Source organism: Fretibacterium sp. (assembly GCF_057312375.1).
Window position 1 is genome coordinate 23,609 of sequence record NZ_DBHLDX010000010.1, and the last position, 26,165, is coordinate 49,773.

The following is a 26,165-nucleotide window of genomic DNA, read 5'->3' on the forward strand; positions in this document are numbered from 1 at the left end:
CCGCGCAGCCTCCTTCGCTCTCCACGGGCGGCAACGGCGGAACTAATGATAGAATAGGTGGCACGGGCAGAGGTCGAACTTCAGGGGGCGGACGGTTTGGGCGAGAGGGAAGAAAAGGACAAAAAGAGGGCCTCCTTCGGAGGCGCTGCGCCCGCGCAGGGTCCCGGCCCCGCCGAAATCGAGGAGGCGCATCGGGCGGTCCTGCGCCGGTACGCGGACCTTCTGGCGTCCTGCACGACGGCGCGCCTGACGGGCACGCGCGGCGCGGAGGAGCTCTACAGCCTGCACGTCGCGGACTGCCTCGAGTCCGTGCCCTTTCTACCGCCCGCGGGACAGGTCCTCGACCTCGGCAGCGGTGGCGGGCTTCCCGGATTGGTCTGGGCCATCTGCCGGCCGGACCTCCGGATCCTCCTGCTGGACAGCGTCGGCAAGAAGTGCCGTGCCGTGCAGGAGATCGCGGAGGCCCTCGCGCTCTCCAACGTGACGGTCCTCTGCACTCGAAGCGAGGAGGCCGCCCGCACCCGGCGCGAGTCCTTTGCCCTGGCCGGAGCCAGAGCCGTAGCCAGCGCGGGCGTCACGGCAGAGCTCCTGTCCCCCTTCGTGGAGGTGGGCGGGGTTCTCCTCACCTTCAAGGGGCCGAAGCTCGACGCGGAGCTGGCGGAGGTGCACGGTCGCTGGCAGGGGCTGGGACTCAGGGCGCCCCTCATCTACGGGTACGGAGGCCCGGAGTCCTCCCGCCGCCTCGTCCTGTGGGAGAAGGCCTGGCCCTGTCCCCGCGCGTACCCGCGCCCCGCAGGCGCGGCTTCAATGAAAGGCTGGTGGCTGTAGTGCCAACGTCCGATCAGGCTCCAACGATCGTTGTATCCAATCAAAAGGGCGGCGTGGGGAAGACGACCACCTGCATCAACCTGGCGGCCGAGCTGGGCCGACACGACTACTCCGTCCTGTTCGTGGACATGGACCCCCAGGCCAACGGGACGAGCGGGCTTGGGGTCAACGCCTCGGCCCTGGGAAGGAGCGTCTACAACGTCCTCATCGGCGACGTCCCCATTCAGGACGCCATCCTGACGACGGCCTGGAAGAACGTCAGCCTGCTGCCCTCGTCGCTGGACCTGGCCGGTGCGGAGATCGAGCTGGCCAGCGCCATCAGCCGGGAATCCAAGCTCAAGCGCCAACTGGAGAAGGTCTGCGGCTACGACCTCGTCCTGATCGACTGCCCTCCCTCCCTGGGCATCCTCACCCTCAACGCCCTGGCGGCCTGCGACCGCCTCCTGGTGCCCATTCAGTGCGAGTACTACGCGCTGGAGGGCGTCACCCAGCTGGTCCGCACGGTGAACCTGGTCCGCGAAACGCTGAACCCGTCGCTTGAGATATCGGGCATCCTCCTGACCCTCTACGACTCGCGCACCCGCCTTGGCAACGAGGTGATGGCGGAGGTGCGCCGCCAGTTCGGCGACGTCGTGTTCGACGCGGTGATCCCGCGCAACGTCCGCCTGTCCGAGGCGCCGAGCTACGGCTCCCCCATCGCCTACTACGACGTCAACAGCACGGGGGCCCGCGCCTACGAGGCCCTGTCGAAGGAGGTCATCCAGCGATGGCTGAGCGAAAAGCCCTAGGCAAGGGATTCTCCGCCCTCCTGGGGAGCGGGGCGGGGGACGCCGCCCTGGAGAAGATCTACCGGGTGCGCCTGGAGGACCTCCGGCCGGACCCGGAACAGCCCAGGAAGGAGATGGACGAGGAGGGGTTGAAGCACCTGGCCGCGTCCATCGAGCTTCACGGCATCCTCCAGCCCCTCCTCCTGCGAAGGGAGGAGGACGGAGGCCTCCGCATCGTCGCCGGGGAACGGCGTTGGCGTGCGGCGGGCATGGCGGGCCTGCAGGAGGTCCCCGCCCGAATCCTGACCACCTCCGAAACCGAAGCGCGTGAGCTCTCCCTCATCGAGAACGTCCAGCGGAAGGACCTCTCGCCCATCGAGGTTGCCTCCGCCCTCGCGGCCATGATCGAGCGCAGCAGCCTGACCCAGGAGGAATGCGCCGACCGCCTGGGGTGGAGCCGAGCCCTTGTGGCGAACCGCCTGCGGCTCCTCAAGCTGCCGGACGAGGTGCGGGGGCTCCTGGCGGCTGGGCGCATCACCGAGGGGCACGCCCGGGCGCTTTTGGGCGCGGAGTCCGACGCGAGGTGCGTGGCCTTGGGCCTGCGCGCTGCCGACGGGGCCATGACCGTGCGCCAGTTGGAGGAGGCCGTCCGCCTTCCGGAGGAGGACGAGCCGCCGGCGCCGGAAACGCCGACGCCCCCCCGCGGTCGCTTCCAGGCCCTGCGGCTGCCCCGGCCGCTCCGCGACTTTCGGCGTCGGGGCATCAAGATCCGCGTCGGGCGACGCAGCGGCGCGGGGCGCATCGTCCTGGATGGCCTGCAGGGCGTGGACGACGCTCAACTGCTGGAGGCGCTGGAAACGTGTCTCAGGATGCTCTATCCGGAGGAGGCGGCACGATGACGATGAAGGGGAAGGGGCTTCGGGACGTGGCGCTCTTCGGCCGCGTCCTCTCGACGGGCCTGGTGGTGGCCGGGTACGCCTTTTTAGGCGTGTGGCTGTCACGGTGGCTGGACGCGGAGGGGTACCCCGGCTGGCTCTCCGTCGCCGCCGTCCCGGCGGCGCTCCTCTTTGGCCTGTGGCAGGGCTGGCTCTTCCTGACGAAAATCGCCCGGCGGGACCCACACGACGGCAAGCCGTCATGAAAGAGGCCGGTCGGGCACCCGTGCCCGACCGGCCTTGACCTTAGATGCCGCTACTTCCTCAGCTTCGACCCTATGGAGCGCAGGACTGTGTTGCGGTCGGGAACCGTTTCCGTGTCGGCGCTCCAATACTGCCGCGCCCGAAAGCGGCTGGTCCAGTCCACCCCCAGGAAGTCCATGAGCAGGCTGGCTCCCAACACCAGCCACAGCACGATCGCCAGGTAGCCCAGAATCCTGAAGCTCAACAGCAGGGCACGGTCCGTTGCGCGCTCCAGCCGGCGCACCGCGCCCTCGGCCTCGCGCCTCTCCTCCGCGGTCAGGGTCTTCTCCCTCCGCCGAAGGTTCAGAATCTGCCACAGGCCGGAGCCTCCACGGGCCCACTGCCACAGCCCAAAGCCGAAAAAGACGATCCCCGCCCCCAGCCAGACAAACGTCATCCTCCTCGCCTCCCAGCCCCAAAGGTCCCTACCCAACGCCCTGTCCCTGCGCCGGGTCCTCCTCACAATTATACAGGCACCGGCCGTTTATGCCAAAGCCCTCAACTTACCCGTTGCGTTTGGCCCGCCCTCCAACAGGCCAACCAGCGCCTCTAAGAAAACACTGATTAAGTCGTTGAGAACTGTCAACCGTATGATCTCCTCTCAGTGTATGAAACCTTATCAGGCCGCGCGAAGCGCGTGGGGATTGGGGCGTAGCCCCATTTTAAAATTTTAGGGAAGCGCTGAAGGATACCCTTAACTTTGGTGATCCTTGATGGCTTTCAACAACTTTTTAAGATTAATCAGCGCTTCCCTAATTATAACTTGAACGATCAAAATTAGGTAAAAGCCCTGAGCCCGCGCCCTTTGCATGAGGCCCCGTTTGCAGTACAATGCTTTGCAGGCAGGAGGTCGCGAGGCCGCAGCCGACAAAGACCGTGAGGAGGGTTTTATCATGGAGTGGATCAAGGCGCCGGCGGACACCCCCGTCTGCCCGGAGAAGAACGTCCTGCTGAAGGACGTCGTTCAACTCATCCTGGACGGGGCGGAAACCCCGGAGGCGGTGATGGCAGAACTCGAACTGTCGGGCACGGAGGCGGGAGCGGACCAGATCCCCGCGATCCTGGACGTCTTCGTACCCGTGGTCAACGCATGGCAGACCGGCATCTGCAGTGGCGGGTGCAGCGGATGCAGCGGCGGGTGCTGTGGGGAATAAACAAATTCCGAATTAAGGGGAGGTCATTGCAATGCAGGAAAGAACGGGCATCATCACCATGAAGGGCAAGCCCCTGACGCTCTTGGGCTCGACGCCCAAGGTCGGCGATAAGGCGCCGGACTTCGTGGTCCTGGACAGCGGCCTTGCCGAAAAAAGCCTGAAGGACTACGCGGGGAAGGTGAAGGTCCTCTCCGTCGCGCCGTCCCTGGACACGCCGGTCTGCAGCCTTCAGCTCCGCTGGTTCAACGAGGACGCGGCCCAGGAGCCGGGCGACGTCGTCGTCCTGAATCTCACCATGGACCTGCCCTTCGCCATCAAGCGCTTCTGCGCCGTCGAGGGGATCGAGAACGCCATCGCCCTCTCGGACCACCGCACGGCGTCCTTCGGGACGGCCTACGGCGTGCTGATCAAGGAGCTGCGCCTGCTGACGCGCTCCGTGTTCATCGTGGACAAGGACGACGTGGTGCGCTACGTGCAGGTGGTGCCGGAGGTGACGGACGAACCCGACTACGAGGCCGCCGTCGAGGCCCTCAAGAAGCTGCTGTAGCACAGGGTGCGGTCAAGGCCGGGCGGAACGCCCTTCGGCGGCGTTCCGCCCGCCTCTCTCACTCAATCGCGCTGCACCGGACGTAGTTGACGCCGCTCCCCCGCGAGGAGCGAAGCGTGCCCTCCACCGCCACGGGGTCCCCGTCCTTCTTGCCCGACAGGACGTCCCTCAGCGCCTGATCGTAGACGCGCACCACCAGAAAGTCCTTCCGCGGCGAGCCGTCCAACTCGTGGTTGTCCTGCTTCACGGCAAAGCGCACGTACTTTCCCGTGCCCGTTTCGCCCTCCGCCTGCGCCTTGATGAAGTGTACCTGCCCCGCGAGCCTCACCTTATTCTCCCAACTCAAGGGAAAAACCTCCTTAAATTGTCGCTTCGTAATCTTAAATAGTGCTTGCAGGCGTACCGCCCTGAGAACATGGAGGCCTGCCCCGACGCCGGGGCGGCCTCCGTCAGCTCTGTGCCTCTATAACGTCCAGCTTCAGTGCGGCAAGGTAGAGCTCTCCGCTCCCCCGCGAGGAGCGGAGGACCCCCTCCACCCAGACGGGAGTCCCCTCCGCCAGGGCCTTCAGCTTCTCCTGAAGCTCGGCGGGAAAGGCGCGCACCGTTAAAAAGTCCTTGCGGGTCGTCCCATCCGGCCATGGGTTCTCATGACGGATGGAAAAGGGAATGTACTTCTGATCCTTCTTCCTGCTGATAAAGTGCAGGAGGCCTGAGACCGTGACGCTGTTTTCAACCTGAACCATTACGCCTCACCTCGTCTTGTCGTGACTGGAAATTCCTGTTCGTGAACGGGGAACGCCGGACCGCAGGGCCTCTCGTCATGAGCGTCCCCCTGACCTTTGCCTTGCTTTTATTTTACAACGTAATGGACTAAAGTCAAAGCCCGGAACGGCCCGTGCGCAGCCCGCGCTCCAAAACGAGTGAAACGGCGGAAGGGCAATTCGACGGGCAGGCGTATGCTGTGGTCGGTGCGACAGGACGCGCCAATCCATCGCAGAGCAATTTCTATCAATACTCTATGGGAGGTCTGATTCATGAAAACGTTGATCGTCTACTTTTCCAAGAGCGGAAGGACGAAGGGGGCCGCGGAGGAGATCGCATCCCTGCTGGAGGGCGCGAACCTCTTTGAGATCAAGGTGGACAAGACGTATCCACCGAGCTACTTCAAGACCCTCTTCGAGGCACGGCGCGAGTTCAAGTCCGGCGAACGGCCGCGCCTCGCCGTCACGCCTCCCGACCCCGCTCCCTACGACCGAATCCTGTTGGGGTGGCCCGTCTGGTTCGGGACGTGTCCCATGGCCGTGATCTCCTTCCTGGAGGCCTGTGACCTCAGCGGGAAGGAGGTCTACCCCTTCTGCACCAGCAGCATGACGGGGCCGGAAAAGGGCGTGCGAGATATCGCCGCTGCCTGCCACGGACACGTCCACGAAGGGCTGAGGGTCCGTCGCGGAGACGCCCGAAGGATCACCGCATGGCTCGACGCTCCAGAGGAAGCAAACTGACGCCACGCCGTTTCCTTCTCTGAAGGGCCTGCGCAAAAAACCGCTGTTCGGTGGCCGGACGGCGGTTCGTCGTCCGTGGGCGTCCCTTGCCCTTTCCCGTTCGCGGGCTATAATGGAACCGCGGGGGCGGTCAGGCGTCCCCAATCCATTCTTTGAGGGAAGAAGATGCCGAGCAGGACCGTCACGGACATGACGGAGGGCGTGATCTGGAGGCAGCTTGTGGACTTTGCCGTGCCGCTCTTCGTGGGGAACATCTTTCAGCAGCTCTACAACACGGTGGACAGCGTCGTCGTCGGCAACTTCGTCGGCGCGGACGCGCTAGGCGCCGTCACGTCCACCGTTCCCATTGTCTTTACCTTCATCAGCCTCTTCATCGGGATGACGATGGGGGCCAGCGTCGTCATCGCGCAGTACTTCGGGGCCGGGGACGTGGCCAGCCTCCGCCGGGCCGTCCACACCTCCGTCGTTTCCACGGTCGTCCTGTCGCTGGCCCTGTCCGCCGCAGGGTATGCGGCGACGCCCGCACTCCTGCGCTTCATGAACACCCCGGCCTCCATCATGCCGGAGGCCACGACGTACCTTCAAATTTACATGCTGGGCCTGATCGGGCTGATGCTCTACAACATGGGCTCCGCCATCCTGCGCGCGGTGGGGGATTCCCTGCGCCCCCTGTTCCTCCTGATCCTCTCCTCCGTCCTGAACATCGCGTTGGACCTCCTGTTCGTCATCTCCTTCAAGGCGGGCGTCGCAGGCGTCGCCTGGGCCACGATCCTGTCGCAGCTCCTCTCAGGCCTCGTCGTCTTCGCTCTTCTGTTCCGCAGCAGGGAATGCCACAGCATCACCTGGGGCGAGATGCGCGTGGACCGGCACATCCTGCGCAGGATACTCGACCTGGGGCTGCCATCGGGCGTTCAACTGGCCCTCACCTCCTTCTCCAACGTCTTCGTTCAGGGCTACATCAACGCCTATGGCGCCGCCAGCGCTTCAGGGTGGGGCATCTACGTCAGGATCGACGCCTTCGTCTTCCTGCCGATTCAGAGCATGGGCATGGCCGTCACGACCTTCACGGGGCAGAACGCGGGAGCGCTGCGAGCGGATCGCATCCGCTCCGGAGTGCGCGCCAGCCTGGGCATCTCTTCAGGCATCACCACCCTCATCGTCGCCATCATCTACGCCTCGGCCCCATGGATGGTCGCCCTGTTCAATCGGGACGATCAGGTCCTCCGCTACGGGGTACTCTTCCTGCGCCTCAACAGTGTCTTCGACCTCCTGAACGTCATCTACATCATCTACGGCGGAGCGCTGCGCGGCGTCGGCAACGCCCGAATCCCCATGTACTTCATGCTGGGCTCCTTCGTCCTGTTTCGTCAGGTCTACCTCCTCATCGCCTCGCGCCTGACGGATTCGATCGTCCCCATTGCCCTCAGTTACCCCGCGGGCTGGCTGCTCTGCTCCATCCTATTGATCCTTTACGTCAGAAAAAACGGCTGGGACCGGGACCTCACGGCAAACGCCCTCTGAATCACAGCACACAAAAAGGGCCGCGGGGGTACCGCGGCCCTTTTTGTAGATGAATCTGGACTTCGATTGAGGCGAAGTTTCGGCGTTCCTACTTCTTCACCTTGACCTTCTTGGAAGAGCGCTTGGCCGGGGCCTTCTTGGCAGGGGCCTGCTTCTCCGCCGCGGGCTTCTTGCCCAGAGCGTAGGCAGCGCCCTTGCCCGGCGTGGACTTCGGGTCCACGTTGGCAAAGACCTTCTTCAAGGCATCGCTCGATCCGTCGTAGACGGTGGCGTATATCTCGTTGCCCAGCATGTCGTAGTGGCGCAGGTAGGTCACAGCAAACTGCTTGCCGTCCGGCGTGTACTCGTAGCCGTACTCCGTGAAATACAGGCTGCCGGCCACCTCAGGGGAGATGTTGTACTTGGACATCAGGAGGTCCACCGTCTGGCTCTTGATCGAGGTATTCGTGTAGTACTTCCGGGCGATGGCGAAGGGAACGTTATCCTTCACGCCGTAGTCCAGGAGGTACCACTTCATCTTCACGTGGTCCTGACCAAGGTCCTTCTGCTTCTCCCAAGCCAGCGCCGGGGAAACGGCAGCAGCCAACAGGCCCATCAGCAGCGCGCACAACAGCAACTTCTTCATTAAAAAACACTCCGCTTTCCTTCAAAGTAACGGGGCTTGCAACCGCAGCACCGTCCCGTTCGGTTCTTGCTATTCTAGCACATAACGCCTCGTTCGACGCTTGTTTTTACCACGATTTCGTCCTGTGCTCCGCGTCGCGAGGCCAATTCACCGGAGGGCGGGCACCACCCCAAGGGCGTAGCTGATGGGGCGCTCCTTCCCCTCCGACGGGGAGGTGAAGAGCCGGCCCCTCACGATGAGCTCCGTGGACCCGCCGCCGTCCAGGTTAAGGGCGTAGGGGACCTCGTAGGAGCGCAGGATGTCCGTCAGCTCGCTCATCGTGGCGCCCGCGGCGTGCAGCCCGTTGCGACCGTCCACCGCCAGGAAGAACCACGCCCCGTCCGCCGTCAGCCCCACCACGGAGCGCGGATGGCGCACGGAGAGCAGCGAGTTGGAGAAGCCCTCGTCGTTTCCCTGCACGACGCCGTCGCTCAGGAGAAGGGGGCCGGCCTGGATGGCGAAGGGCATGTCGCTCCAGCTCTCCCCCCCCGAGCCTACCAGCTCCCCGTTCACCAGGGAGGGCAGGCCGAAGGCGGCCTCGTTTTCGTCGTTCCAGCCCAGGCAGCCGCGTCCGTTGTAGAGCTTGTGGACCTCTGCGCCCTCCCACCTCAAGAGGCCGATGGGGTACCCCTGCCTGCGCCCCGTCACGGCGAAGAACCCCGCGTTGATGGCGGCGCTCAGGGTGTTGTCCTTCACGATCCGGCTGAGGGGCGTCAGCGCAGCGGGCCCCTCGGACGAGGCTGCAGGGATCATGCGCCAGAAGCCGGGGTCGATGGTCAGCATGGCCCAGTAGCGCGGCAGGAGCTCCGTGTTGGAGTTCGAAACGGAGGGAAGGAGGCGCACGGCAAGCTTCCGCTGTCGGATCAGGAACACCAGGCGCCGCGCGACCCGATAATCCTCCAGCACGGGGGAGCGCAGGAACCACTCGTACTGCGGCTGGAGCATCGACATCTCAAAGCCCTTCGACTTGAAGAACGCCTGAGCCGACTCCGCCGCTGCCTTGTCCTGGAACCCGTCGGCATAGACGCGCCAACGCGGCACGCCCGTAGGAACCCCATCTCGGTGCAGCAGGAGCGTCAGGCCCTCCACGGGCGTGAGCGTCACCTCCAGGCTCAACCCCTCACTGGCCTGGCTCACCCGGTCCAGAAGGAAGCGCATCTCCTTCTCCGTCAGGCGCTGGGCACCGCGGAAGCTCCGATCCCTCGACAGGAGGGCGGGCGTCATGTTCACCGCCACGGCGAGGCAACCCCGCTCGAAGGGCGTGAGCGCCTTCTCGTCCGAGAACCCCGCCGACACGTCGGACAGCGCTCCCGCCTCAAAGGCCAGCCCCAGGGACTGGATGCTCCAGCGCAGAGCTTCACGGCGCGTCACATGAGCGTTCGGTCCCCCTATTCCATCCGTCACGATCCCCGTCCCCTGAACGAAGGCGACGGCGTCCTTCCCTGCGGGGACGTTCGAGGAGAGCCCCCGGGCGTCCAGCAGCGCTGCCAGAAAGGCGCCGCGCGTTACGGCCTCCGCCCCGCAGGGGATCGCCAGCAAAAGGACTGCAGCGAGGCAGAGCGCCCGCGACAGGGCACGCAGCCCCGTGAGGTTCAACCGGTTGAGCTGAAAGCACATGATCCTGGCAGGCCGCCTATGCCGCATCGGACGGGGTCACGCCGCGCGCTCCCCGAGCTTCCAGACGGAGCGGATGGGCCGGGCTCCGGACAGGTAGGCAAACGTCGCGGGCGTTTCCCCGTCCAGCACGAGGAAGTCCGCCATCCTGCCGCGCTCGATGCAGCCCACCTCCTGCTGCATCCCCAGGGACCAGGCAGCGTTGAGGGTCGCGCCCGTCAGCGCCTCCTCCGGGGTCAGGCCCATCTCCATGACGGCCAGGCTGATGACGAAGGCCATGGATTCACAGTAGCAGGAGCCGGGGTTCAGGTCCGTCGCCAGGGCCACGGGGACCCCCTCCTCGATCATCTTCCGTGCGCGGGCAAAGGGTTTCCGCAGGCTGTAGGCCGTGGCGGGCAACAGGTCCGCCACGACGCCTCCGCGCGCCATGGCCCGGATGCCCTCGTCGGAGGCCGCCAGCAGGTGCTCCGCGGAGGCGGTCCGGAGCTCTCCGGCCAGGGACGCCCCGCCCAGGTCATTCACCTCGTCCGCGTGGATCTTGAGTCCGAGGCCCAGCTCCCGCGCCCTCAGCAGGATCCTGCGGCTCTGCTCGATGGAGAAGACCCCCTCCTCGCAGAACACGTCGCAGAAGCGGGCGATCCCCTGCTCCGCCACGGCCGGCAGCATCTCTTCCGTCAGAAGCCTCACGTAGCCGTCCGGGGCCGACTTGAAGGGCTCCGGCACGGCGTGGGCCCCCATGAACGTCGGCACCACCGTCTGCACCGTTTCGCGCCCCAGGCGCCCGATGACGCGCAGCATGCGCAGCTCCGAGTCCAGGTCCAGGCCGTACCCGCTCTTGATCTCGATCGTCGTGGTCCCGTATTGGAGCGTCCGCTGAAGCAGGTCGCGTGAGAAGGAAAAGAGCTCCTCCTCCGAGGCCCCGCGCACGGCGCGCACGGAGGAAAGGATTCCGCCGCCCGCCTTCAGGATGTCCAGGTAGGGCCTCCCCGCCAGGCGCATGGAGAACTCGGCCTCCCGCCGCGCGGCAAAACAGGCGTGGGTGTGCGGGTCCACCAGCCCCGGCACCACCGCCGCCCCTCCCAGGTCGAACTCCTGGTCCGGCGTCCGCCCCGCGAGGCTTCCCTCCACCTCCGAAGCGCTCCCCACCGCCGCAAAGCGTCCGTCCTCCGCCAGGAAGGCGCCGTCCTCAACGGAACGGATCCGTCCCTGCTCCGCTCCAGCCGCCGGCGCGGCTCCTAACGTAGGCGTGTAGAGCCTGGCACGTCTGAAGAGCTTTAAGGTCATCGTCACAGCCTCCTCGATTCGCGTTCATTCGTTTCGTCCAAAAAGCCCCGCCGCCGTTTGGGTCAGGACGCGGGGCCGACCGTTATTATAGCGTGCGGGCAGGCGGCCCCATTCCGCAGAAGGCAGGAATCGGGCGCGCAAGCCCGTAGCTGAACCGGCGCTTCACGATGTCCCCTCAAAAAAACAACCTCCGGGGAGATTTTCGTGGGTTTTCTGATATAATAAACAGCGTGATGGAGCGCAATACCCCTGCGGTATGCGTGATCGTGATAACGTCTTGAGCCAACACTCGATTCCATCAGGGACGAACGTTCCCGTCGGGGATGACGGCTTACGCTGACTGAACTGAGGCGGGACAGTCCCATTCGTTATGGGAGCGGGTCAAGACTTTCAGGACACGGTACATGCGGGGATTTTCAATTTTTGGGGGCCGGAGCGTTCCGGCCCCTTTTGCGTCGCCTTCGACCCTACCGCTTGTCCCGCCGATAGACGAACCAGTAGGCCAGAGCCACGAGGACGCCGCCGCCCACGACGTTGCCCAGGGTAACGGGCAGGAGGTTCGCCTGGAGCATGGCGCCCCAGTTCAGGTTTGCCAGGGCCTCCGGCGACAGGCCAACGGAAGCCGCCCGCCCCGCCAGGGCCGGTTCCGCCGCGGCCAGGATGCCTGCGGGGATGTAGTACATGTTGGCCACGCTGTGTTCAAAGCCCGACGTCACAAAGAGCCAGATGGGGAAGAAGATCACCAGCACCTTGCCTGCGATGTCCCGCGCGGCGAAGCTCATCCAGACCGCAAGGCAGACCAGCCAGTTGCAGAGGACGCCCAGAAAGAAGGCGTTCCGGAAGGACAGGGCCGTCTTGCCGACGGCCGTCTTGATGACCGAAGCCCCCAAGAGCCCCCCCGACATCCCCCACTGCCCGGACAGGCACACCAGCCCCGCCGTGAGAAGCGCGCCCGCGAAGTTTCCGGCGTAGACGACGAGCCAGCTGCGCAGGAGCTGCCACGGGGAGATCCGCCCCTCAGCCAGGGCCATGAGCATGAGGGAGTTCCCCGTGAAGAGCTCACCCCCCGCCACCACCACCATGATGAGCCCTGCGGCGAAGAGCGCGCCCGCCAGGGCCTTTGCCACTCCGGCGGACTCCACCGTGTGGACGGCGACGCAGGACCCGGCCGCCCCAAACGCGATGAAGGCCCCCGCCATCACGCTCAAGATCAGCTGGTTCGTCACGGACATCTCCGCCTTCCGCTGCCCCACGCCCACGGCCAGCTCCGCGACCTCCGCGGGGCTCAAAAAGTTGCTCTGCATCCAAAAACCCCTCCCTTCTCCATCTAAACTAACAGATCGACCGGCTAAATGCAACAGCCCCAAACCTTCGGGAGCAGCTTTTGAGCGATCCGATCCTGAAACGAGGAGAGCCACCGACGCGGCACTCCTCAGGTGAAGGCCGGCGCTTCAGCAGTAGAAAAAGCCCCCGACGGGCTTTACTATGCCGTCGGGGGCTTCGCTTCAGAATGTGGACGTCAGCGATTCTTTTTCGGGACGATATCGCCCTGTTTGTCGAGGAGGAACGAGCCGATGAAGCCCTGCAGCTTCTCCGCCGTGGTGGCCAGGCCCTGTGCAGCGCCGGCGATGGACTCCGCGGCTTTGGTCGTTTCGCGGGTCGCGGTTTGAATCGAATCGGCGGCCTCCACCACGTTGTGGTTGGCCTCTGCGACGTGCTGTATGGATGCCGTCATCTCCTCGGAGGAAGCAGCCTGCTCCTCCGATATCGCGGCGATGTTCTGAATGGCATCGTTCAGACGGGCAATGGCATCCATGGCGCCGTTCAGCTTCTGCTGCGTCACCTCCGCCGCTTCCGATGTTTCGATCAGTATCTTTTCCGTTTCCTTTGTCGCCTCGACAGAGCTTTCAGAGTGCTTTTGAAGGCCCGCTATCAACTTCTCGATCTCCTGAGCCGCGTGAGCCGATTCCTCGGCCAGCTTGCGCACCTCCTCGGCGACGACGGCGAATCCCCGCCCCGCGTCGCCGGCCCTCGCGGCCTCGATGGCGGCATTCAAGGCGAGAAGGTTTGTCTGATCGGCGATGGAGGTGATCGTAGTCACGAAGGAGGATATCGCGTTCACCGACTCGCCAAGCTCTTGAATCTGAGCGATGCTCTGGCTGGACTTGTCCTTCGCCTCCCTCATTCCCGTAACGACGGCCCCGACCTCATCCACGGCGTTCTTCGAAACGTCCGCAACGCGGGACGCCTGCTCGGCGCTCTCGGTGGCGCTCTGTGCGCTGGACTGGGCACTGTCGGCAATCTCCCCGACGGACGCGCGGGTTTCCTCCGTCGCTGAGGAAGCGGAACTGACGACGCCGTTGACGCGCTCAATGGAAGCCGAAACCTCCTCCATCGACGCGAGGGTTTCCTCGGAGAGGGCCGCAAGGGTATCGGCCTGTCTTGAAGTTTCGTCAGCCTCAGTTCGAATGTTGCGAAGCGTTTCGGACACGGAAGCGATCATCGCGTTGAGCTCCCTTGACATGCCCGACAACTCGTCGCGCCCCGTCTCGTCGAAGCGAACGGTCAGGGTTCCCCTGCTCAGGTCGGCTGTCACAGCGCTCATGCCCTTGAGGGAGCGGGAGAGGCTGCGCATGATGGCGAAGATGAGAAAGCCGATGACCAGGAGCGCCACCACAGCGATGAGGACAAGAAAGACTGTCAGACCACGCACCATCGCCTGAATCACCGATATCGGGAAGAACACGATGAAGAAGAGATCATGACCTGCAGGCGCGAAAAAGACGCGCCGCCTTTCTCCGTTGTTGAGGTAGTCAGCAAAACCTGTCTCGCCGCTCAGAGCTTTGACCGCAAACTGATGGACGGACGCATCGAACTCCTGCCCATTGAGGAGGTTGGCCTTCAAAACGTAGTCCTTGTTGCTGTGGGCAATGAACGTGCCGTCCTTCTGCACGAGGGCGCCCGATCCCTGACCGAAGACCTTCTGGCTAACCACAAAAGCGCTCAGCTTGTCCAAATCCACCTCAATAGACGCCACGCCCACCAGTTTGCCGGAGTCATCATAAACGGCCTTAGTGGCTGCAATGACCAGCTTCCCTGAAGCAGCCTCAATATAGGGAGTGCTGAATCTGGTGGTCCCGCGGTCGGCCACAGCCTGCTGATACCAGCCTCGCGTCCGGGCGTCATATCCCGCCGGGGCAACCCACTTGCCCTCGGAGCTTGCGATGGCCAGTAACCCGGTGGACTCGAGCGCCAGGTACAGGTTCAGGATGTTCTTGTCCTCGGCGTTCTTCAGCATCTTTTCGCAGATCGCCTCGACGTTCTTTGCCCCGGCATCGGGGTTACCCGCGTCGATGTAGGCTTGGCGCATGGCGGCCGCAGCGACGTTTACGGTCGCGATGTAGCGGTCCAGCTGATCCTGGACGATGTGCGCAGCGCCAACTGCAATTTCGGTGCCGGAACTCTTCAGAAAGCTGTCGAGCATCGCTCCCGATCGAACGTAAGTCACGCCGGTCATCAAGAGGATCACCAGGAAAATCGCCCCTGCGATCAAGCGCAGTTTTCCACGAATAGACATAAAAAGCCTCCCTCCAGAATTTCAGAAAGTTACAATATAATTCATCTATTAAAAATTATAATTCCGCCACATCGGTTTGTCAAGCAAAACCAGCCAATTCCTCGTCATCTCCGCTTTAGCACAAGCAGCCGTTCCCTCAATCGCAACGATCCTCAATGATCGCTTTCCAATGTCAACGCCGCGCTGCGGCCGGAGGGCTCCCGCCGGCAATCTTTTGCTTTTTTCGAGATATCTGTCATAATAACAAAATATCATCGTGCAAGTCGATCGGCAGTCGTGAATCGTGAAAAAACTTTCGGACAAATTTTAAGGAGGCGGAGCAGGATTTGTACTCTTGCGAGCTCATCATCAACTGCTGCGGGCTTGACGACGTTTCCCTGAGCGTCCTGAAGGGGATGTCACCGCTTCCGCGCTTCATCCACCGCTTCCAGCCCTTGAAGCCGCTGGGAGGCCTACCTCGGAAGGATCGCCAGATCGTCATCCTCGACGAGAGCGCGAGCCTCTCGGAGGAGGATTTGCGCGCGTCCATCGAGGAGGGCGCAAAGCGTATCCTCTGCACCTCCCGCCCGAAGAACCTATCCGAAAAGGAACTGGCGCTATGGGACGACGTGTGGATCAAGCCGCTCTCCCCCGCGATGCTGCGCTTTCGTTTTCAACACATCCTGCGGGAGATCCAGGCGGAGAAGGCCCTCTGGACGGCTCAAAACCAGCTGAACCAAACCATCGATCCCCTGCCGGACCTCATTTGGTACAAGGACCTGAAGGGCGCCTACGTCAAGGTCAACGACGCCTTCTGCCAGCTCGTCGGCAAGACGAAGGAGGAGGTCCAGGGGCACGGACACTACTACGTCTGGAGGATGCCGGAGGGGGAGTGTGCGAAGGACGAGTACGCCTGGCCCGAAACGGACAAAGAGGTCATCCGCCAGGGGAGAACCTGCGTCTTCGACGAGGAGGTCAGGGGGCAGGAGGACCTGCGCCGGTTGAAGACCTATAAGACTCCCCTTTTCGACGAGGACGGCACGATCATCGGTATCGTCAGCGTCGCGCGGGACATGACGAAGGAGCTGAAGTTTCAGCAGCAGATACTGGAGATCGCCCGGCAGGATGCCCTCACCGGGCTGGCTTCGCGCTGGTACTTCCAGAACTACATGCAAGCCCACCAGGACGAGGAACACGTCGCCTGCGTCTACCTGGACCTCGACCACTTCAAGGAGGTCAACGACACCTGGGGACACCAGACGGGCGACGCGGCGCTCGCCGCCACCGCCGAGATGATGCAGCACAACTTTCCGGACGCCTTCATCGCCCGCCTGGGCGGGGACGAGTTCATGATGGTGTTCCTTGGGGATCTGTCGCTGGAGGACCTCAAGGGGCGGGTGGACCAATTCATTCAGGACATGGCCGCCTACTTCCACAGCTCCGACAGGACGAAGAACCTCACCGTCAGCGGCGGGATCACCAAGACGACGGAGAACGAAACCGGCTCGGCCATCGACCACCTCATCCACCGGAGCGACCTGGCCCTCTACCAGGCCAAGCACAGCGGGCGCGCCTGCTGCGTCATCTACGACCCCTCCATGGAGAAGGAGCGCCGCGTCAGCGACAAAGGCGCCCCCGGCGGCGTGGACCGCCGCAAACGCCTCACCCCCAACTGGGGAACGGGCTGCGGGCCGGAGGGCGAGCGGGACAGGAGAAGACAGGATGAAAGATAGCGGGGCCAGGCCCCGCTATTTCATTTCTTAACGCCCATGTGATTGATCCGGTTGGCGCAGTACCCCGCTCCAAAGCCGTTGTCGATGTTGACCACCGTCACGCCGCTGCTGCAGGAGTTCAGCATCGCAAGGAGCGCCGCCAGACCGCCGAAGGACGCCCCGTAGCCCACGCTGGTGGGCACGGCGATAACCGGGCACTCCGCCAGGCCGCCCAGCACGCTGGCCAGGGCCCCCTCCATGCCCGCCACCGCAATGAGGACGCTGGCGCTCATGATGTCCTCCAGGTGGGAGAGGGTTCGGTGCAGGCCCGCCACGCCGACGTCGTAGAGGCGCTGCACCTCGCTACCCAGCGCCTCGGCCGTCAGCGCGGCCTCCTCCGCCACGGGGATGTCGCTGGTCCCGCCCGTGGCCACGACGACGCGCCCGATCCCGTCGGGCTGCGGCAGGTCCCCCACAATGCCGACGCGGGCCTCCTCGTGGTAGTCCAGCGCGCAGGACCGGCCGACGGCCTCCGCGGCCTCCGGCGACAGGCGCGTGATGAGGACGGGGCCCTGCCCGTTCCGCCGCATCGCCTCCAGGATGCCCGCTATCTGTTCCGGCGTCTTGCCCGCGCCGTAGATGACCTCCGCCGCGCCCTGACGGACCCTGCGGTGCAGGTCCACCTTGGCGAAGCCCAGGTCCTCAAAGGGTTTCTCCTTCACGTGCAGCAGCGCGTCCTCGACGCTCATCGCCCCTTCGCTCACCCGCTGGAGCACCTGGCGGACGGACAGGGACATGGGCCTCAGCGTTTCATCAAAAGCCGCGCGGCCCGCAGCGTGTTCCTGGCCAGGACGGACGTCGTCACGGCCCCCACGCCACCCGGCACGGGGCTCACCATGCTGACGACGGACGACACGGCCTCAAAGTCCACGTCGCCGCAGAGCTTGCCGTCCGGCCCCACGTTGATGCCCACGTCCACGACGATGCTCCTGTCCGTCACGCAGTCCGCGCCGATCATGCCCGCCTTCCCCGCCGCGGCGACCACGATGTCCGCGCGGCGGCAGACGGCCGGCATGTCCACGGTCTTCGTGTGGCAGATCGTCACCGTAGCGTTCGCCGCCAGCATCAGCATCGCCAGTGGGCGCCCCACCACCATGCTGCGCCCCACGAGGGTCACGTTCTTTCCCTTGAGGTCCACCTCGTAGTGCGCCAGCATCTCCATCACCGCGCCCGGCGTGCAGGGGGCAAAGCCGTCCTTCGCGCCCGCAAAGACCATGGCCGAGCTGATGGGGCTCATTCCATCCACGTCCTTGCGCGGGTCGATGGTCCGACGCGCCGCCTCGTCGCTCAGGCCGCCCGGCAGCGGGCGGAACAGGAGGATGCCGTGGACGTTCGGGTCCGCGTTGATCTTCCCGAACTCCGCGTCGAAATCCGCCTGTTTGATGTCCTCCGGCAGCTCGTACACCTGCGCCGTGATGCCCAGCCCGGCAAAGCGCTTCAAGGCGCCGCGCTCGTAGGCCAGGTCGTCCCCCCTGGCCCCCACCCTCACGATGGCCAGCTTCGGGTCCACGCCCATCCCCTTCAACTCCGCGTGCTCCGCCAGAAGCGCCTCCTTCATCCCGGCCGCCACCTCGGCCCCCTTCATGAAGACAGTCACTTGAACCAGCTCCTTTCTAAATTCAGCTTGTAAATGTTATTGTAGCGTATCCAGCTCGTTATTTCGAGCCTGACGTCCGCCGGGGCGTCGTGTTATACTGCGTTTAAACTCATACTGACGAGGACGTGAAACGATGAGTACGGCTGCGATCGACACGGTGATCTTCGACATCGGAGGAGTGCTGGCGAACTTCGACTGGACCGGCTACGTCCACCGCTGGGTCGGGGACGAGGGGGCCATCGAGGAGATCAACGAGGCGCTCTGGGGGACGGGACTGTGGGACGAGCTGGACCGGGGCGTGCTGAGCACGGAGTCGATCATCGAGGGCTTCATCACCGGCGCACCCCGTCGTGAGGGCGAGATCCGAACGCTCATGGAGCACATAGGGGGCTGCGTGAGCCGGCTGGACTACGCCATCCCCTGGATTCAATCGGTCAAGGCGACGGGCCGGCGCGCCCTCTTCCTCTCCAACTACTCGCACCTCATCATGGACGCCAACCCTGGCGTGTTGGACTTTCTGCCCGTCCTGGATGGCGGCGTCTTCTCCTGCGACGTGAAGCTCCTGAAGCCAGACCGGGCCATCTACGCCGCCATCTGCGAGCGATACGCCCTGACGCCGGGCCGCTGCGTCTTCATCGACGACCTGGAGCCCAACGTCCAGGGGGCGCGGGACTTCGGGATGCAGGCCATCCAATTCCAGAGCTACGAACAGGCTCAGAGGGACTTGAGCTCGATGCTCAGAAGCGACGCCTGAGCGGAGTCACCTTATGATGACAGAACGGATAGAACGAGGAGGCGGAACGAAAGTGAGTGCGACGGACGATACAATGGAAACGGGGTGCTGTCCCTGGGCCCTGATGAACCCGGAGATGCGCCGCTACCACGACACGGAGTGGGGCGTCCCCGTCCACGAGGACGGGAAGCACTTTGAGCACCTGATGATGGAGGTCATGCAGTGCGGGCTGAGCTGGAACACGGTGCTGCAGAAGCGCGATATCTTTCGCCAATGCCTGGCGGGCTTCGACTGGAACCGCCTGGCGGCCTTCACCGATGAGGACGTGGCCCGCGCCATGGAAACTCCCGGCATGATTCGGGCCCCGCGCAAGATCCAGGCCATCATCGCCAACGCCCGCTGCTTCCAGAAGGTGCGGGAGGAGTTCGGCAGCTTCAGCGAGTACCTGTGGGCCTTCACCGAGGGCAGGACGATCCTCTACGACGGACACCAGGCAGGGAACATCCCCGCCAGCAACGCCCTGTCCGCAGCCGTCAGCCAGGACCTGAAGGCGCGCGGCTTCAAGTTCCTTGGGGCGGTGACGGTCTACTCGCACCTCCAGTCCTGCGGGGTGATCAACGACCACATCGAGAGCTGCCCGCGCCGACGCCAGCTCATCGCAATCGCCGACGTCGTCCACCGGCCCCCGGAGGGCGAGGAGGGCATCGGACGCGCGGAGCGCAGGGCAAAGGACAAGCCCGGCATACAGCAGGAATGAAATATCCGGCGAAGGGGGGAAGGAACCTCCAGATCGTCTTTCACGCCCTGCCTTTGCCTCAACGCTCCTTTGCCCTTTTGCCCGTCCCTCGCGGCGCCGATTTTGTCCGCCACCCGCCGTTTAAAGCACGCCAACTCTTTTAATCGCGAGGTGTCAACAAACAGAGCCACCGGCTCAACCGATGGCTCTGTTTATTAACATGCTTAAAAGCGATGACCACAACCCCAACACTTACAACCTCCGCTTCGCGTACCTCAAGAAGTTCTTCAATTGGTGTCTCTCGGAGGGTCTGCTCTCCTGTGCTCACCTCCTGGCCGAGCTCCTGAGGCTCCCGAACAGGCGGACCTTCACGGGGCTCAGGGACTACGCCCTCATGCTGTTCTCCCTGGACTGCGGGGCGCGGCCTGGGGAGAGCCTCCAGCTTCGAGCGAGGGACTTCAACCTGTCGGGGCTCCTGGTGACGATCCCGGCCCCCGCGGCCAAGACAAGGCAGCCCCGGACCTACCTCAACCGCAGTCGCCTTGACTTCGGTTACCCCATTGGTCAGGGGGAGCAGGGGCCGTCCTCCAACCGTCGTCAAAATGACGACACTTGAGCCCCTTGGCCGCCCCCTAACGAACCGTGAGGAACCAAGGGTATCAAACGAATTGACCCCTCTGAGGGGATCAAGTGCTGACCCTCGGGCCAAGGAGCGGGGCCATCCTGCAGGGGCTCATTTTAAGCCTTAATGCCGCTTGCTTTTTTAAACAATCGGTCTATTTCCTCCGGGGTATTCTCACCCTCCAGGGGAATGAATCCGGCAATATGCGCGAAGGGAATACTCCCGACCCCAGCTATGGGGACTCCATTGATCTCGACGTCATAAACCCGCATTCCATACCCCATAAACTCTTTTTCTTCCTCGTCATCAATGTCAATAGCATGTTCGTCGTAGTACCATGCTACGCAGGTCAAGACATCTCCCAACGGGAACAGGGATGAGGACTCTTTGAGTTTCACCTGCACGCGCCGTCCGCAGTAGCGCATAATTTTGTCATCCAACTCATGCGCCGACAAATACTGTTCCGCCATGTTCCCGTTTCATCTCCTGCAGCCGACCGGTTCTCCCCCCCATGATCACAGGGAGAGGGCTCAAGGGGCCTGCGTTTAAGGCAGTCCCTTTCCCGTTCCGAGGACGCCTCCGTTATCTCCTGAGCCTTGTCCAGGGCATGGCCTGACGCTCTTATCCACAAGTATGCGCCCCCAGCCAAGAACGCAGACCGTTGAAATCAAGCGTCCCCTGCGCCAAGGACAGCGCCGTTTCGGTAATCTCTCTTTCGCTTGCTTGGAGCCGCACGCCATTCTCTGAGAGGAACAGCGTCATCAGGAGAATCCCCAGACGCTTGTTGCCATCCTGGAGGGGGTGCCCCTGGATGATCGAGCGCCCTATCACTGCGGCCAGGGACAGGAGATCGCTGCCGTAGTAATGCGAAACTGCGGCCAAGTTGGCGATATAGCCGATGGGGTTGAGGTTGATAATCCCGATGGAGTCTCCGGCATACTGCTCCTGCAGAAGGAGCACCGCGTCAAGTATGGCCTCCTCATTGAGCCATTCAATACCTTGCGAGCTCATCGAACGCTCCCTTGTGCTCCTTGATGATCTGGGACATCAAGGTCCTTCGGGCCTCGCGGCGTCGACTCCCCTCTCCCTGCGGCTCTCCGTCGTCCCCTTGGCGGCAGATGACGCCGGTATTCCCATGCTTCAGCAAAACGCCTTTAATGGTCATCCCTCTATCTCACCTCCGTGTTTCCCGGAACGCTCCCCAGACTTCCAGCTTGGGGCCTTGCCCCTGTGCGTAATTCGGCTGGGTACGTTTTAAACGCATCCAGCAATGCAGAATCTTCCCCGGCCTACCTGTAGACCTCTCTTTTGTGTCCGATCTTCAAGACGAGACGACGAGCTCGCAGTCCCGAAGGTCGCAGATGAGCCGGTAGTTTCCCACGCGGTAACGCCAATACCCTGAGAGCGGGCCAGTCAGGGCTGCGCCCCTTTCTCGTGGAGAGGAAGCGAAGGACAGCGTACTCAGAAAATCCACTATCCGCGTTCGGGCGGATTTGTCCAGGCGCCCTAAAGTCTTCTCTGCTTCCCTCGAAAGCCTAACTCCCCAGGCCAAGGCGTACTCTCACATCTTCCAGGCTATAGGTTTCCATCCTGCCGCTCCTAACTTCCTCGGAAATCCTCACGGCGCCCCGGTAGTCTTCCAGGTCTTCAAGGTACTGCTCGATAGCTGCAGCAATAAGATTCTCTGGCGTCTGCCGCGCTGCACGGCTCTCCGCTCCCAGGCGTGCCTCCACCTGCAGGAAAAATCCGTATTGCTCCAAGTGCCTCACGAGGTCGCGTCGGTTAATCGACATGCGATGCCCCCTCCATGGCCACAGGAAGGGGTTCAAAGAGGACCGGCGTTTGAGGTGGGACCTGCCCCGTTTCCAGATACGCCCTTGCCATCTCCTGGGCGGCGTCTATCAGCATGGCCCGGCACTCCTCAAGGGTGCTCCCCTCAGTGATGACCTCCGGCCATTCGAGAAGCTGCCCCATGTAGCCCGCCTCTATTTTCGTGTAGCAAGCCGTATAGGTCGCCATCCCTTACCCCTCCTCTCTCTTGGCCGCAGACACCGCAGCCGCGACAGTGTTCTGGGTTTGCGTAACGGCCTCCCTCATTACGTCAAGGGGAACTTGATACAAGATTGCCATCTTTTCAGCGCCCCCCGTTGGAACATCGTTTACCCCGTTTTCATACCACGCCAACGTCGTAACCCCAACATGTAATCTCACTGCTGTCTCGTTGCGCGAGAGATAAGCATTTGCCTTAGGAAGGCTAACGGAGTGCGGTCCGCTTCCGTCCATCTTGGCATTATCGTTCCTCCTCTTCATTCCATTATAACCCCTTCCAGATGGACTGTTATAATTATACATGGTAAAAGACGAAAAGCCGTTTCTCCCGAATGGAAAAACGGACATTTTGAAAGCGAGACGACAGGAATCCTTGCGCTGCAAAGCTCCCCATGAGCGACGGCCTATTTTCTCTATTTTTCTGCTACTTTTTCCCTGTAAACCCCTGCAATTCCTCTATGGCGAGCTTGGGCAGATTCGAACTGCCGACCTACGGCTTAGGAGGCCGTCGCTCTATCCACTGAGCTACAAGCCTTACAATAACTGACTTTACGGAGATTTTGAATTGCCCGAAATTGTATAGGCCGTCGCTCATCCCGCTCCTTTTCTCATTGCCTTTCCGGGGGAAGCTCCATGCAAAAAATATCGGGAGCCGTAGGGATGTTTTTGTCTTTCCGCCGGGCCGAGGGCTTGGCCCCTCGGACGCTCCGGGACTACCGCGCCCATCTTGCGGCGTTCTCCGAACGAATCCCCAAGGGGACGGAGGACTACCGGGCGGCTGCGCTCTCCTACCTGAGCGACGGCATCAACCCCAACACTTACAACATGCGCTACAAGTACATCAAAAAGTTCTTCGATTGGTGCCTGGAGGAAGGGCTGCTCTCCTGTGGGCACCCCTTGGCCGGGCTCAAGAAGCGCCGTTCCGTAGGGCGCGTCGTGCATATTGAGACGGACACTCTGGCCGATCTCCTGAGGCTCCCGGACAGGCGGACCTTTACGGGGATGCGGGACTACGCACTGATGCTGTTCTCCCTGGACTGCGGGGCGCGGCCTGGAGAGAGCCTCCAGCTTCGGCCCGGGGACTTCGACCTGGCGGGCCTTCTGGTGACGATCCCCGCCCCTGCGGCCAAGACGAGGCAGGCCCGGACCGTCCCCATCACGGCGCAAACGGTGCTGGCGGTTCAGGCCCTCCTGGCCGCGCGTCATCCGGAATGGGGGGACGCCCCGGTGTTCTGCTCGGAGGATGGGACGCCTTTCCGGGAGAACTCCTGGGGGCACAGGCTCAGGCGGTATGCGGCCCAGATGGGGAAGACGATCACGCCATACCACCTGCGGCACGCGGCGGCACTGGGGATGCTCCGGAGGGGCATGAACGTCTTCGCGCTGCGGGACATGATGGGACACGCCGATCTTTCGACGACGCAGAAGTACCTTGCCCTGACGCTGGACGATCTGAGAAAGGCCCACGCCGAGAGCAGCCTTGTCAACGAGGTGGCCCCACGCCGCCACAGGGTGAGGAAGGTTTGAGGTCTTGGCCTCGGTCTTCAACATTTTTCAACATCGAACTCGCTGTTTTTACGCTGTTACCAGCGAAGGGACTTCCCTGTTTTTGACCTGTTAGCAGAGAGGGAGGCCCCTGTTTTCGACCTGTTGGCAGGGAGGCTCGGCCCCCTGGGTTCTTCCTGTGGCTACGTAACCACAGGGAGGAGCCCCGGCCAACAAAAAGGGCGTCCAACCTTCGGACACCCTTCGATATCGTGCTTCTTCGTCCTGCCGCCTTGCGGTGCCCAGGAGCCTATTCCTCGTCCTCCAGGGCCTCCATCATCAGATCGGCGATGGTGTTGACGGCGACGCCCCCGGACAGCTCCACGTCCTGCTTGTCCGTCCAGCCGAAGTTCTTCAGGGCGAAGATCGGCCCGGACGGGTTGCGGGAATGCAGGGCCTTCTCGTACTCCATTCCGACCCGGAGCTTGGCCCTTTTACCGAGTCAGCAAACTCCGATCTCCTGCCGTATTCGTCGAGCCCCTCCCGAGAGCACAACCCCAGGGCCAGGATGAGGCCGGTCAGCAGGACGGGCTCCCCCTTGGCTTCGCAGTCCATGAAATAGGCCTCCGCTCGTTCCTCGAACTGCCTGACGCTCTTGATCTTCCTCGGCCGTCCCATCTTTGCCACGACCTCACCTCCTCCATGAGGATTATACCAACGTCCGCAGGGAGAGAAGGGCCTTCGTCCCCTGTGGTTGCGTGGCCACAGGGAGGGGGGGCGGTTCAACCGCAGTTGTTTTGACTTCGGTCGCCCTCTTGGCCAAGAAGGCCAACTGTCGTCATTTTGACGACGCTTGCCCTGGCATCCCGTTCGGTCCCTAACGAAACGTGAGGTACGCAAAACGTACGTCACGGGTATCAAACGGATTGAGCCCCCTGAGGGGGACGCCCCAGGATCTCCGAGAGAATTTCCGAGGGTGGGTAATTCGGCGGAGATGTGTACCGTACACACTTGTTTTGGGAATACCCTCAGAATTTCTGAGGGTGACGAGGATACTCACGGAATGAGTACCCTCAAAACCCTCGCTTGACGAATCCGTCAAGCGAACCCTGACGGGCTAAGTTCGGCTTAGGGCGTCGGTGCCGATCGGACGAGGCGGGGACGAGACGACGACCTCCCTTGTCCGGGGGTCGGCGAGGATATAGGCCGCGAGGAAGAGAGTACTGCCCTCGGGCGCCCTTCCTGTGGTGACGCCCGACACGTCCTCCGGCAATTCGACCACGACGGCCCGCCCCGTAGAGCCCGCCATCAGGAGCCTACCCTTAGAGATCGGCCGCGTCAGGGCCAGGCGCTCCCCCGGCATGCCGGAGATGGGATAGAAGGTGGAGAAGAAGGGAACCCCCGCAGGAGGGAGCTCCTTGTCCAGCCCCGCCTCTTCGATGCGGGACGCGGGGACGAACACGGCCCGGCCGTCCGGCATGACCAGAAGCGCCGTCTCCTCGGGGACGGGATCGCTGAGGGAGACGTAGAACTCCGGCACGTTGTCGGCCCGGAGAAAAATCCTGCTGTGAACGCGAAGCCCCGACTCCCTCGTCATTGCGGGAAGCTTCTTCCCCGATGGCAGGGTGACGCTGCCCATGCGTTTTGAGAACTGCTCCATGTACTCCCGCGTGATGTCCATTCTCGATCATTCCTCCTGTATCCCTTGCAGCCTCTCCCGTAACCACAGGGAGGGCGACGGTTCTTCCAACCCGTATCATTCCGTTACGCGTTCGGGCTCGAAAGGGGGCCAAGGAGGCCCCCGCTCTCCCCTACGCCACGCTGAACCGCCGGGTCTCGACCTCCTTCAGGTATTGCCCATAGAGATCGGCGTGGGTCGCCTTGAACGCCGTCGAGTCGAAGCGCCTGCTCAGGACCTTGGTCCAGCGGACCTTGAACACGTCCACCAGCATCTCCGAGACGCCCCGTGCCGTCATCTCCGCCTTGATCTCGTCCTCGATGGACGTTATCTCCGCCGCCAGCTCCTCAGCCATCTGCTTGAGCCCCTTCAGCTCCCTGACCTTCTCCGCAAGCTCCTTCTGCCCCATCGTCATAGCCTCCTTGGATTTTGTCCCCGAAGGCGGTACAATGGAACCGCCCTCGGGTTGATGTGTCTCTTCCTGTGGTGCGCGGCGGTCCAGGGTTGCCTCCCTAGGCCGCCTTCCTCTTTCCCCGGTTCTCGTAGAACCAGAGCCGCGTCTCAAATTCCTCGTCCAGTTCCAGGCAGTACTCCCGAACCTCCCACGCCGTGATAAGCCCCAGCAGCTCGTCGTAGTCCATCAGGAACGCCCCGGCCTTTTTCTCAGGGATGATCGCAAGCTCCTCCCTGTAAATACTGTATTCGGCGAGCATGTACCGCCTGAAGTGGTACCGACGCGCCTCCTCCAGAGTGGCCTCGTAACTCCCGGCCCACTCCACCTGGTCGCACTCCTCCCAGTTCTCCTCGCCTCCAGCCGTGTTCACGGCGTAGAGCCAATATGGCCCTTCGTCCTCCTGGATACGGAACCCGTACCCCAT

General features: G+C 63.1%; 33 protein-coding genes. 13 read left to right on the top strand and 20 right to left on the bottom strand.

Annotated features, from left to right (window positions below):
* Positions 1–96: 96 nt before the first annotated feature.
* From rsmG to ACO41U_RS03015, 4 genes are read left to right on the top strand one after another with little or no spacing between them, the layout of a single operon-like run.
* Positions 97–828, top strand: coding sequence for a 16S rRNA (guanine(527)-N(7))-methyltransferase RsmG (rsmG, locus tag ACO41U_RS03000; protein WP_485941483.1), 732 nt, complete (start codon positions 97–99; stop codon positions 826–828).
* Positions 828–1,616 carry a ParA family protein gene (locus tag ACO41U_RS03005; protein WP_485941485.1) on the top strand — a complete coding sequence of 263 codons (789 nt, stop codon included), beginning with the start codon at positions 828–830 and terminating at the stop codon, positions 1,614–1,616. The genes rsmG and ACO41U_RS03005 overlap by 1 nt, the downstream gene beginning before the upstream one ends.
* Entirely contained in the window at positions 1,595–2,494 is a 900-nt protein-coding gene (locus ACO41U_RS03010) for a ParB/RepB/Spo0J family partition protein (RefSeq protein ID WP_485941487.1), read from the top strand. Before ACO41U_RS03005 ends, ACO41U_RS03010 begins: the two co-directional genes overlap by 22 nt.
* Complete coding sequence (locus ACO41U_RS03015) at positions 2,491–2,736, top strand: hypothetical protein (RefSeq protein ID WP_298781007.1); 246 nt, start codon at positions 2,491–2,493, stop codon at positions 2,734–2,736. Before ACO41U_RS03010 ends, ACO41U_RS03015 begins: the two co-directional genes overlap by 4 nt.
* A 50-nt stretch (positions 2,737–2,786) precedes the next feature.
* Here ACO41U_RS03015 and ACO41U_RS03020 read toward each other — a convergent pair whose 3' ends face one another.
* Positions 2,787–3,170, bottom strand: coding sequence for a hypothetical protein (locus tag ACO41U_RS03020; protein WP_485941490.1), 384 nt, complete (start codon positions 3,168–3,170; stop codon positions 2,787–2,789).
* 496 nt (positions 3,171–3,666) lie between these two features.
* Here ACO41U_RS03020 and ACO41U_RS03025 point away from each other — a divergent pair, with 496 nt between their 5' ends.
* Complete coding sequence (locus ACO41U_RS03025; protein ID WP_298781001.1) at positions 3,667–3,927, top strand: hypothetical protein; 261 nt, start codon at positions 3,667–3,669, stop codon at positions 3,925–3,927.
* Between the two features lie 31 nt (positions 3,928–3,958).
* Positions 3,959–4,474, top strand: a complete 516-nt coding sequence (tpx, locus tag ACO41U_RS03030; RefSeq protein ID WP_298780997.1) for a thiol peroxidase — start codon at positions 3,959–3,961, stop codon at positions 4,472–4,474.
* 58 nt (positions 4,475–4,532) lie between these two features.
* Here the strand turns inward: tpx and ACO41U_RS03035 are convergent, their stop codons facing one another.
* Positions 4,533–4,820: a DNA-binding protein gene (locus ACO41U_RS03035; protein WP_298780996.1), complete on the bottom strand. Its 288-nt coding sequence runs from the start codon at positions 4,818–4,820 to the stop codon at positions 4,533–4,535.
* Positions 4,821–4,923: 103 nt separating this feature from the next.
* Positions 4,924–5,217: an OB-fold nucleic acid binding domain-containing protein gene (locus ACO41U_RS03040; RefSeq protein ID WP_298780994.1), complete on the bottom strand. Its 294-nt coding sequence runs from the start codon at positions 5,215–5,217 to the stop codon at positions 4,924–4,926.
* Positions 5,218–5,508: 291 nt separating this feature from the next.
* On the opposite strand from ACO41U_RS03040, the gene ACO41U_RS03045 reads away from it, so the two are divergent.
* Both ACO41U_RS03045 and ACO41U_RS03050 read left to right on the top strand, forming a co-directional pair.
* Positions 5,509–5,976, top strand: coding sequence for a flavodoxin (locus ACO41U_RS03045; protein WP_485941493.1), 468 nt, complete (start codon positions 5,509–5,511; stop codon positions 5,974–5,976).
* Positions 5,977–6,141: 165 nt separating this feature from the next.
* Complete coding sequence (locus ACO41U_RS03050; RefSeq protein WP_485941495.1) at positions 6,142–7,497, top strand: MATE family efflux transporter; 1,356 nt, start codon at positions 6,142–6,144, stop codon at positions 7,495–7,497.
* An 88-nt stretch (positions 7,498–7,585) separates the two neighbouring features.
* Here ACO41U_RS03050 and ACO41U_RS03055 read toward each other — a convergent pair whose 3' ends face one another.
* From ACO41U_RS03055 to ACO41U_RS03075, 5 genes are all read right to left on the bottom strand, one after another.
* Complete coding sequence (locus ACO41U_RS03055) at positions 7,586–8,122, bottom strand: hypothetical protein (protein ID WP_485941497.1); 537 nt, start codon at positions 8,120–8,122, stop codon at positions 7,586–7,588.
* 147 nt (positions 8,123–8,269) lie between these two features.
* The gene (locus ACO41U_RS03060; RefSeq protein WP_485941499.1) at positions 8,270–9,778 is read right to left on the bottom strand and encodes a phosphodiester glycosidase family protein; all 1,509 of its coding nucleotides are present in this window, start codon (positions 9,776–9,778) and stop codon (positions 8,270–8,272) included.
* Positions 9,779–9,814: 36 nt separating this feature from the next.
* Positions 9,815–11,059, bottom strand: coding sequence for an imidazolonepropionase (gene hutI / locus ACO41U_RS03065; RefSeq protein ID WP_485941501.1), 1,245 nt, complete (start codon positions 11,057–11,059; stop codon positions 9,815–9,817).
* Between the two features lie 467 nt (positions 11,060–11,526).
* Positions 11,527–12,363 carry a formate/nitrite transporter family protein gene (locus tag ACO41U_RS03070; protein WP_485941503.1) on the bottom strand — a complete coding sequence of 279 codons (837 nt, stop codon included), beginning with the start codon at positions 12,361–12,363 and terminating at the stop codon, positions 11,527–11,529.
* 215 nt (positions 12,364–12,578) lie between these two features.
* Positions 12,579–14,636 (bottom strand): methyl-accepting chemotaxis protein, encoded by a 2,058-nt coding sequence (locus ACO41U_RS03075; protein ID WP_485941505.1) that lies wholly within the window; start codon positions 14,634–14,636, stop codon positions 12,579–12,581.
* 326 nt (positions 14,637–14,962) lie between these two features.
* Between ACO41U_RS03075 and ACO41U_RS03080 the strand changes: the two genes are divergently transcribed.
* On the top strand, positions 14,963–16,348 hold the full coding sequence (locus ACO41U_RS03080) for a sensor domain-containing diguanylate cyclase (RefSeq protein WP_298779939.1): 1,386 nt from the start codon (positions 14,963–14,965) through the stop codon (positions 16,346–16,348).
* A gap of 20 nt (positions 16,349–16,368) precedes the next feature.
* On the opposite strand, the gene larB is transcribed toward ACO41U_RS03080, so the two are convergent.
* A complete protein-coding gene (gene larB, locus ACO41U_RS03085; protein ID WP_485941508.1) occupies positions 16,369–17,124 on the bottom strand; it encodes a nickel pincer cofactor biosynthesis protein LarB in 756 nt (251 codons plus the stop codon).
* A gap of 5 nt (positions 17,125–17,129) precedes the next feature.
* Entirely contained in the window at positions 17,130–17,984 is an 855-nt protein-coding gene (locus ACO41U_RS03090; protein WP_485941510.1) for a bifunctional 5,10-methylenetetrahydrofolate dehydrogenase/5,10-methenyltetrahydrofolate cyclohydrolase, read from the bottom strand.
* Between the two features lie 133 nt (positions 17,985–18,117).
* On the opposite strand from ACO41U_RS03090, the gene ACO41U_RS03095 reads away from it, so the two are divergent.
* From ACO41U_RS03095 to ACO41U_RS03105, 3 genes are all read left to right on the top strand, one after another.
* Positions 18,118–18,738, top strand: coding sequence for an HAD family hydrolase (locus tag ACO41U_RS03095; protein WP_485941512.1), 621 nt, complete (start codon positions 18,118–18,120; stop codon positions 18,736–18,738).
* A gap of 52 nt (positions 18,739–18,790) precedes the next feature.
* Entirely contained in the window at positions 18,791–19,474 is a 684-nt protein-coding gene (locus ACO41U_RS03100; RefSeq protein WP_485941514.1) for a DNA-3-methyladenine glycosylase I, read from the top strand.
* Between the two features lie 199 nt (positions 19,475–19,673).
* Positions 19,674–20,069, top strand: a complete 396-nt coding sequence (locus ACO41U_RS03105; RefSeq protein ID WP_485941516.1) for a hypothetical protein — start codon at positions 19,674–19,676, stop codon at positions 20,067–20,069.
* Positions 20,070–20,191: 122 nt separating this feature from the next.
* On the opposite strand, the gene ACO41U_RS03110 is transcribed toward ACO41U_RS03105, so the two are convergent.
* From ACO41U_RS03110 to ACO41U_RS03135, 6 genes are all read right to left on the bottom strand, one after another.
* Positions 20,192–20,545 carry a hypothetical protein gene (locus ACO41U_RS03110; RefSeq protein WP_298779927.1) on the bottom strand — a complete coding sequence of 118 codons (354 nt, stop codon included), beginning with the start codon at positions 20,543–20,545 and terminating at the stop codon, positions 20,192–20,194.
* Positions 20,546–20,696: 151 nt separating this feature from the next.
* Positions 20,697–21,086, bottom strand: coding sequence for a type II toxin-antitoxin system death-on-curing family toxin (locus tag ACO41U_RS03115; protein WP_298779924.1), 390 nt, complete (start codon positions 21,084–21,086; stop codon positions 20,697–20,699).
* 310 nt (positions 21,087–21,396) lie between these two features.
* Positions 21,397–21,627, bottom strand: a complete 231-nt coding sequence (locus ACO41U_RS03120) for a type II toxin-antitoxin system RelE family toxin (RefSeq protein ID WP_298779919.1) — start codon at positions 21,625–21,627, stop codon at positions 21,397–21,399.
* Positions 21,611–21,868: a type II toxin-antitoxin system RelB family antitoxin gene (relB, locus tag ACO41U_RS03125; protein WP_298779916.1), complete on the bottom strand. Its 258-nt coding sequence runs from the start codon at positions 21,866–21,868 to the stop codon at positions 21,611–21,613. Before relB ends, ACO41U_RS03120 begins: the two co-directional genes overlap by 17 nt.
* A complete protein-coding gene (locus ACO41U_RS03130; RefSeq protein WP_298779914.1) occupies positions 21,858–22,094 on the bottom strand; it encodes a type II toxin-antitoxin system HicB family antitoxin in 237 nt (78 codons plus the stop codon). The genes relB and ACO41U_RS03130 overlap by 11 nt, the downstream gene beginning before the upstream one ends.
* A 3-nt stretch (positions 22,095–22,097) precedes the next feature.
* Complete coding sequence (locus tag ACO41U_RS03135; RefSeq protein ID WP_298779911.1) at positions 22,098–22,385, bottom strand: helix-turn-helix domain-containing protein; 288 nt, start codon at positions 22,383–22,385, stop codon at positions 22,098–22,100.
* Positions 22,386–22,784: 399 nt separating this feature from the next.
* Between ACO41U_RS03135 and ACO41U_RS03140 the strand changes: the two genes are divergently transcribed.
* Positions 22,785–23,651, top strand: coding sequence for a tyrosine-type recombinase/integrase (locus ACO41U_RS03140; protein ID WP_485941521.1), 867 nt, complete (start codon positions 22,785–22,787; stop codon positions 23,649–23,651).
* A gap of 268 nt (positions 23,652–23,919) precedes the next feature.
* On the opposite strand, the gene ACO41U_RS03145 is transcribed toward ACO41U_RS03140, so the two are convergent.
* The 4 genes from ACO41U_RS03145 to ACO41U_RS03160 form a co-directional block, all read right to left on the bottom strand.
* Positions 23,920–24,081: a hypothetical protein gene (locus ACO41U_RS03145; RefSeq protein ID WP_485941523.1), complete on the bottom strand. Its 162-nt coding sequence runs from the start codon at positions 24,079–24,081 to the stop codon at positions 23,920–23,922.
* A gap of 645 nt (positions 24,082–24,726) precedes the next feature.
* A complete protein-coding gene (locus ACO41U_RS03150) occupies positions 24,727–25,290 on the bottom strand; it encodes a hypothetical protein (protein ID WP_485941525.1) in 564 nt (187 codons plus the stop codon).
* 130 nt (positions 25,291–25,420) lie between these two features.
* Positions 25,421–25,696: a hypothetical protein gene (locus ACO41U_RS03155; RefSeq protein ID WP_485941527.1), complete on the bottom strand. Its 276-nt coding sequence runs from the start codon at positions 25,694–25,696 to the stop codon at positions 25,421–25,423.
* Positions 25,697–25,799: 103 nt separating this feature from the next.
* Positions 25,800–26,165 (bottom strand): hypothetical protein (locus ACO41U_RS03160; protein WP_485941529.1); only part of this gene is annotated, 366 nt, incomplete at its 5' end.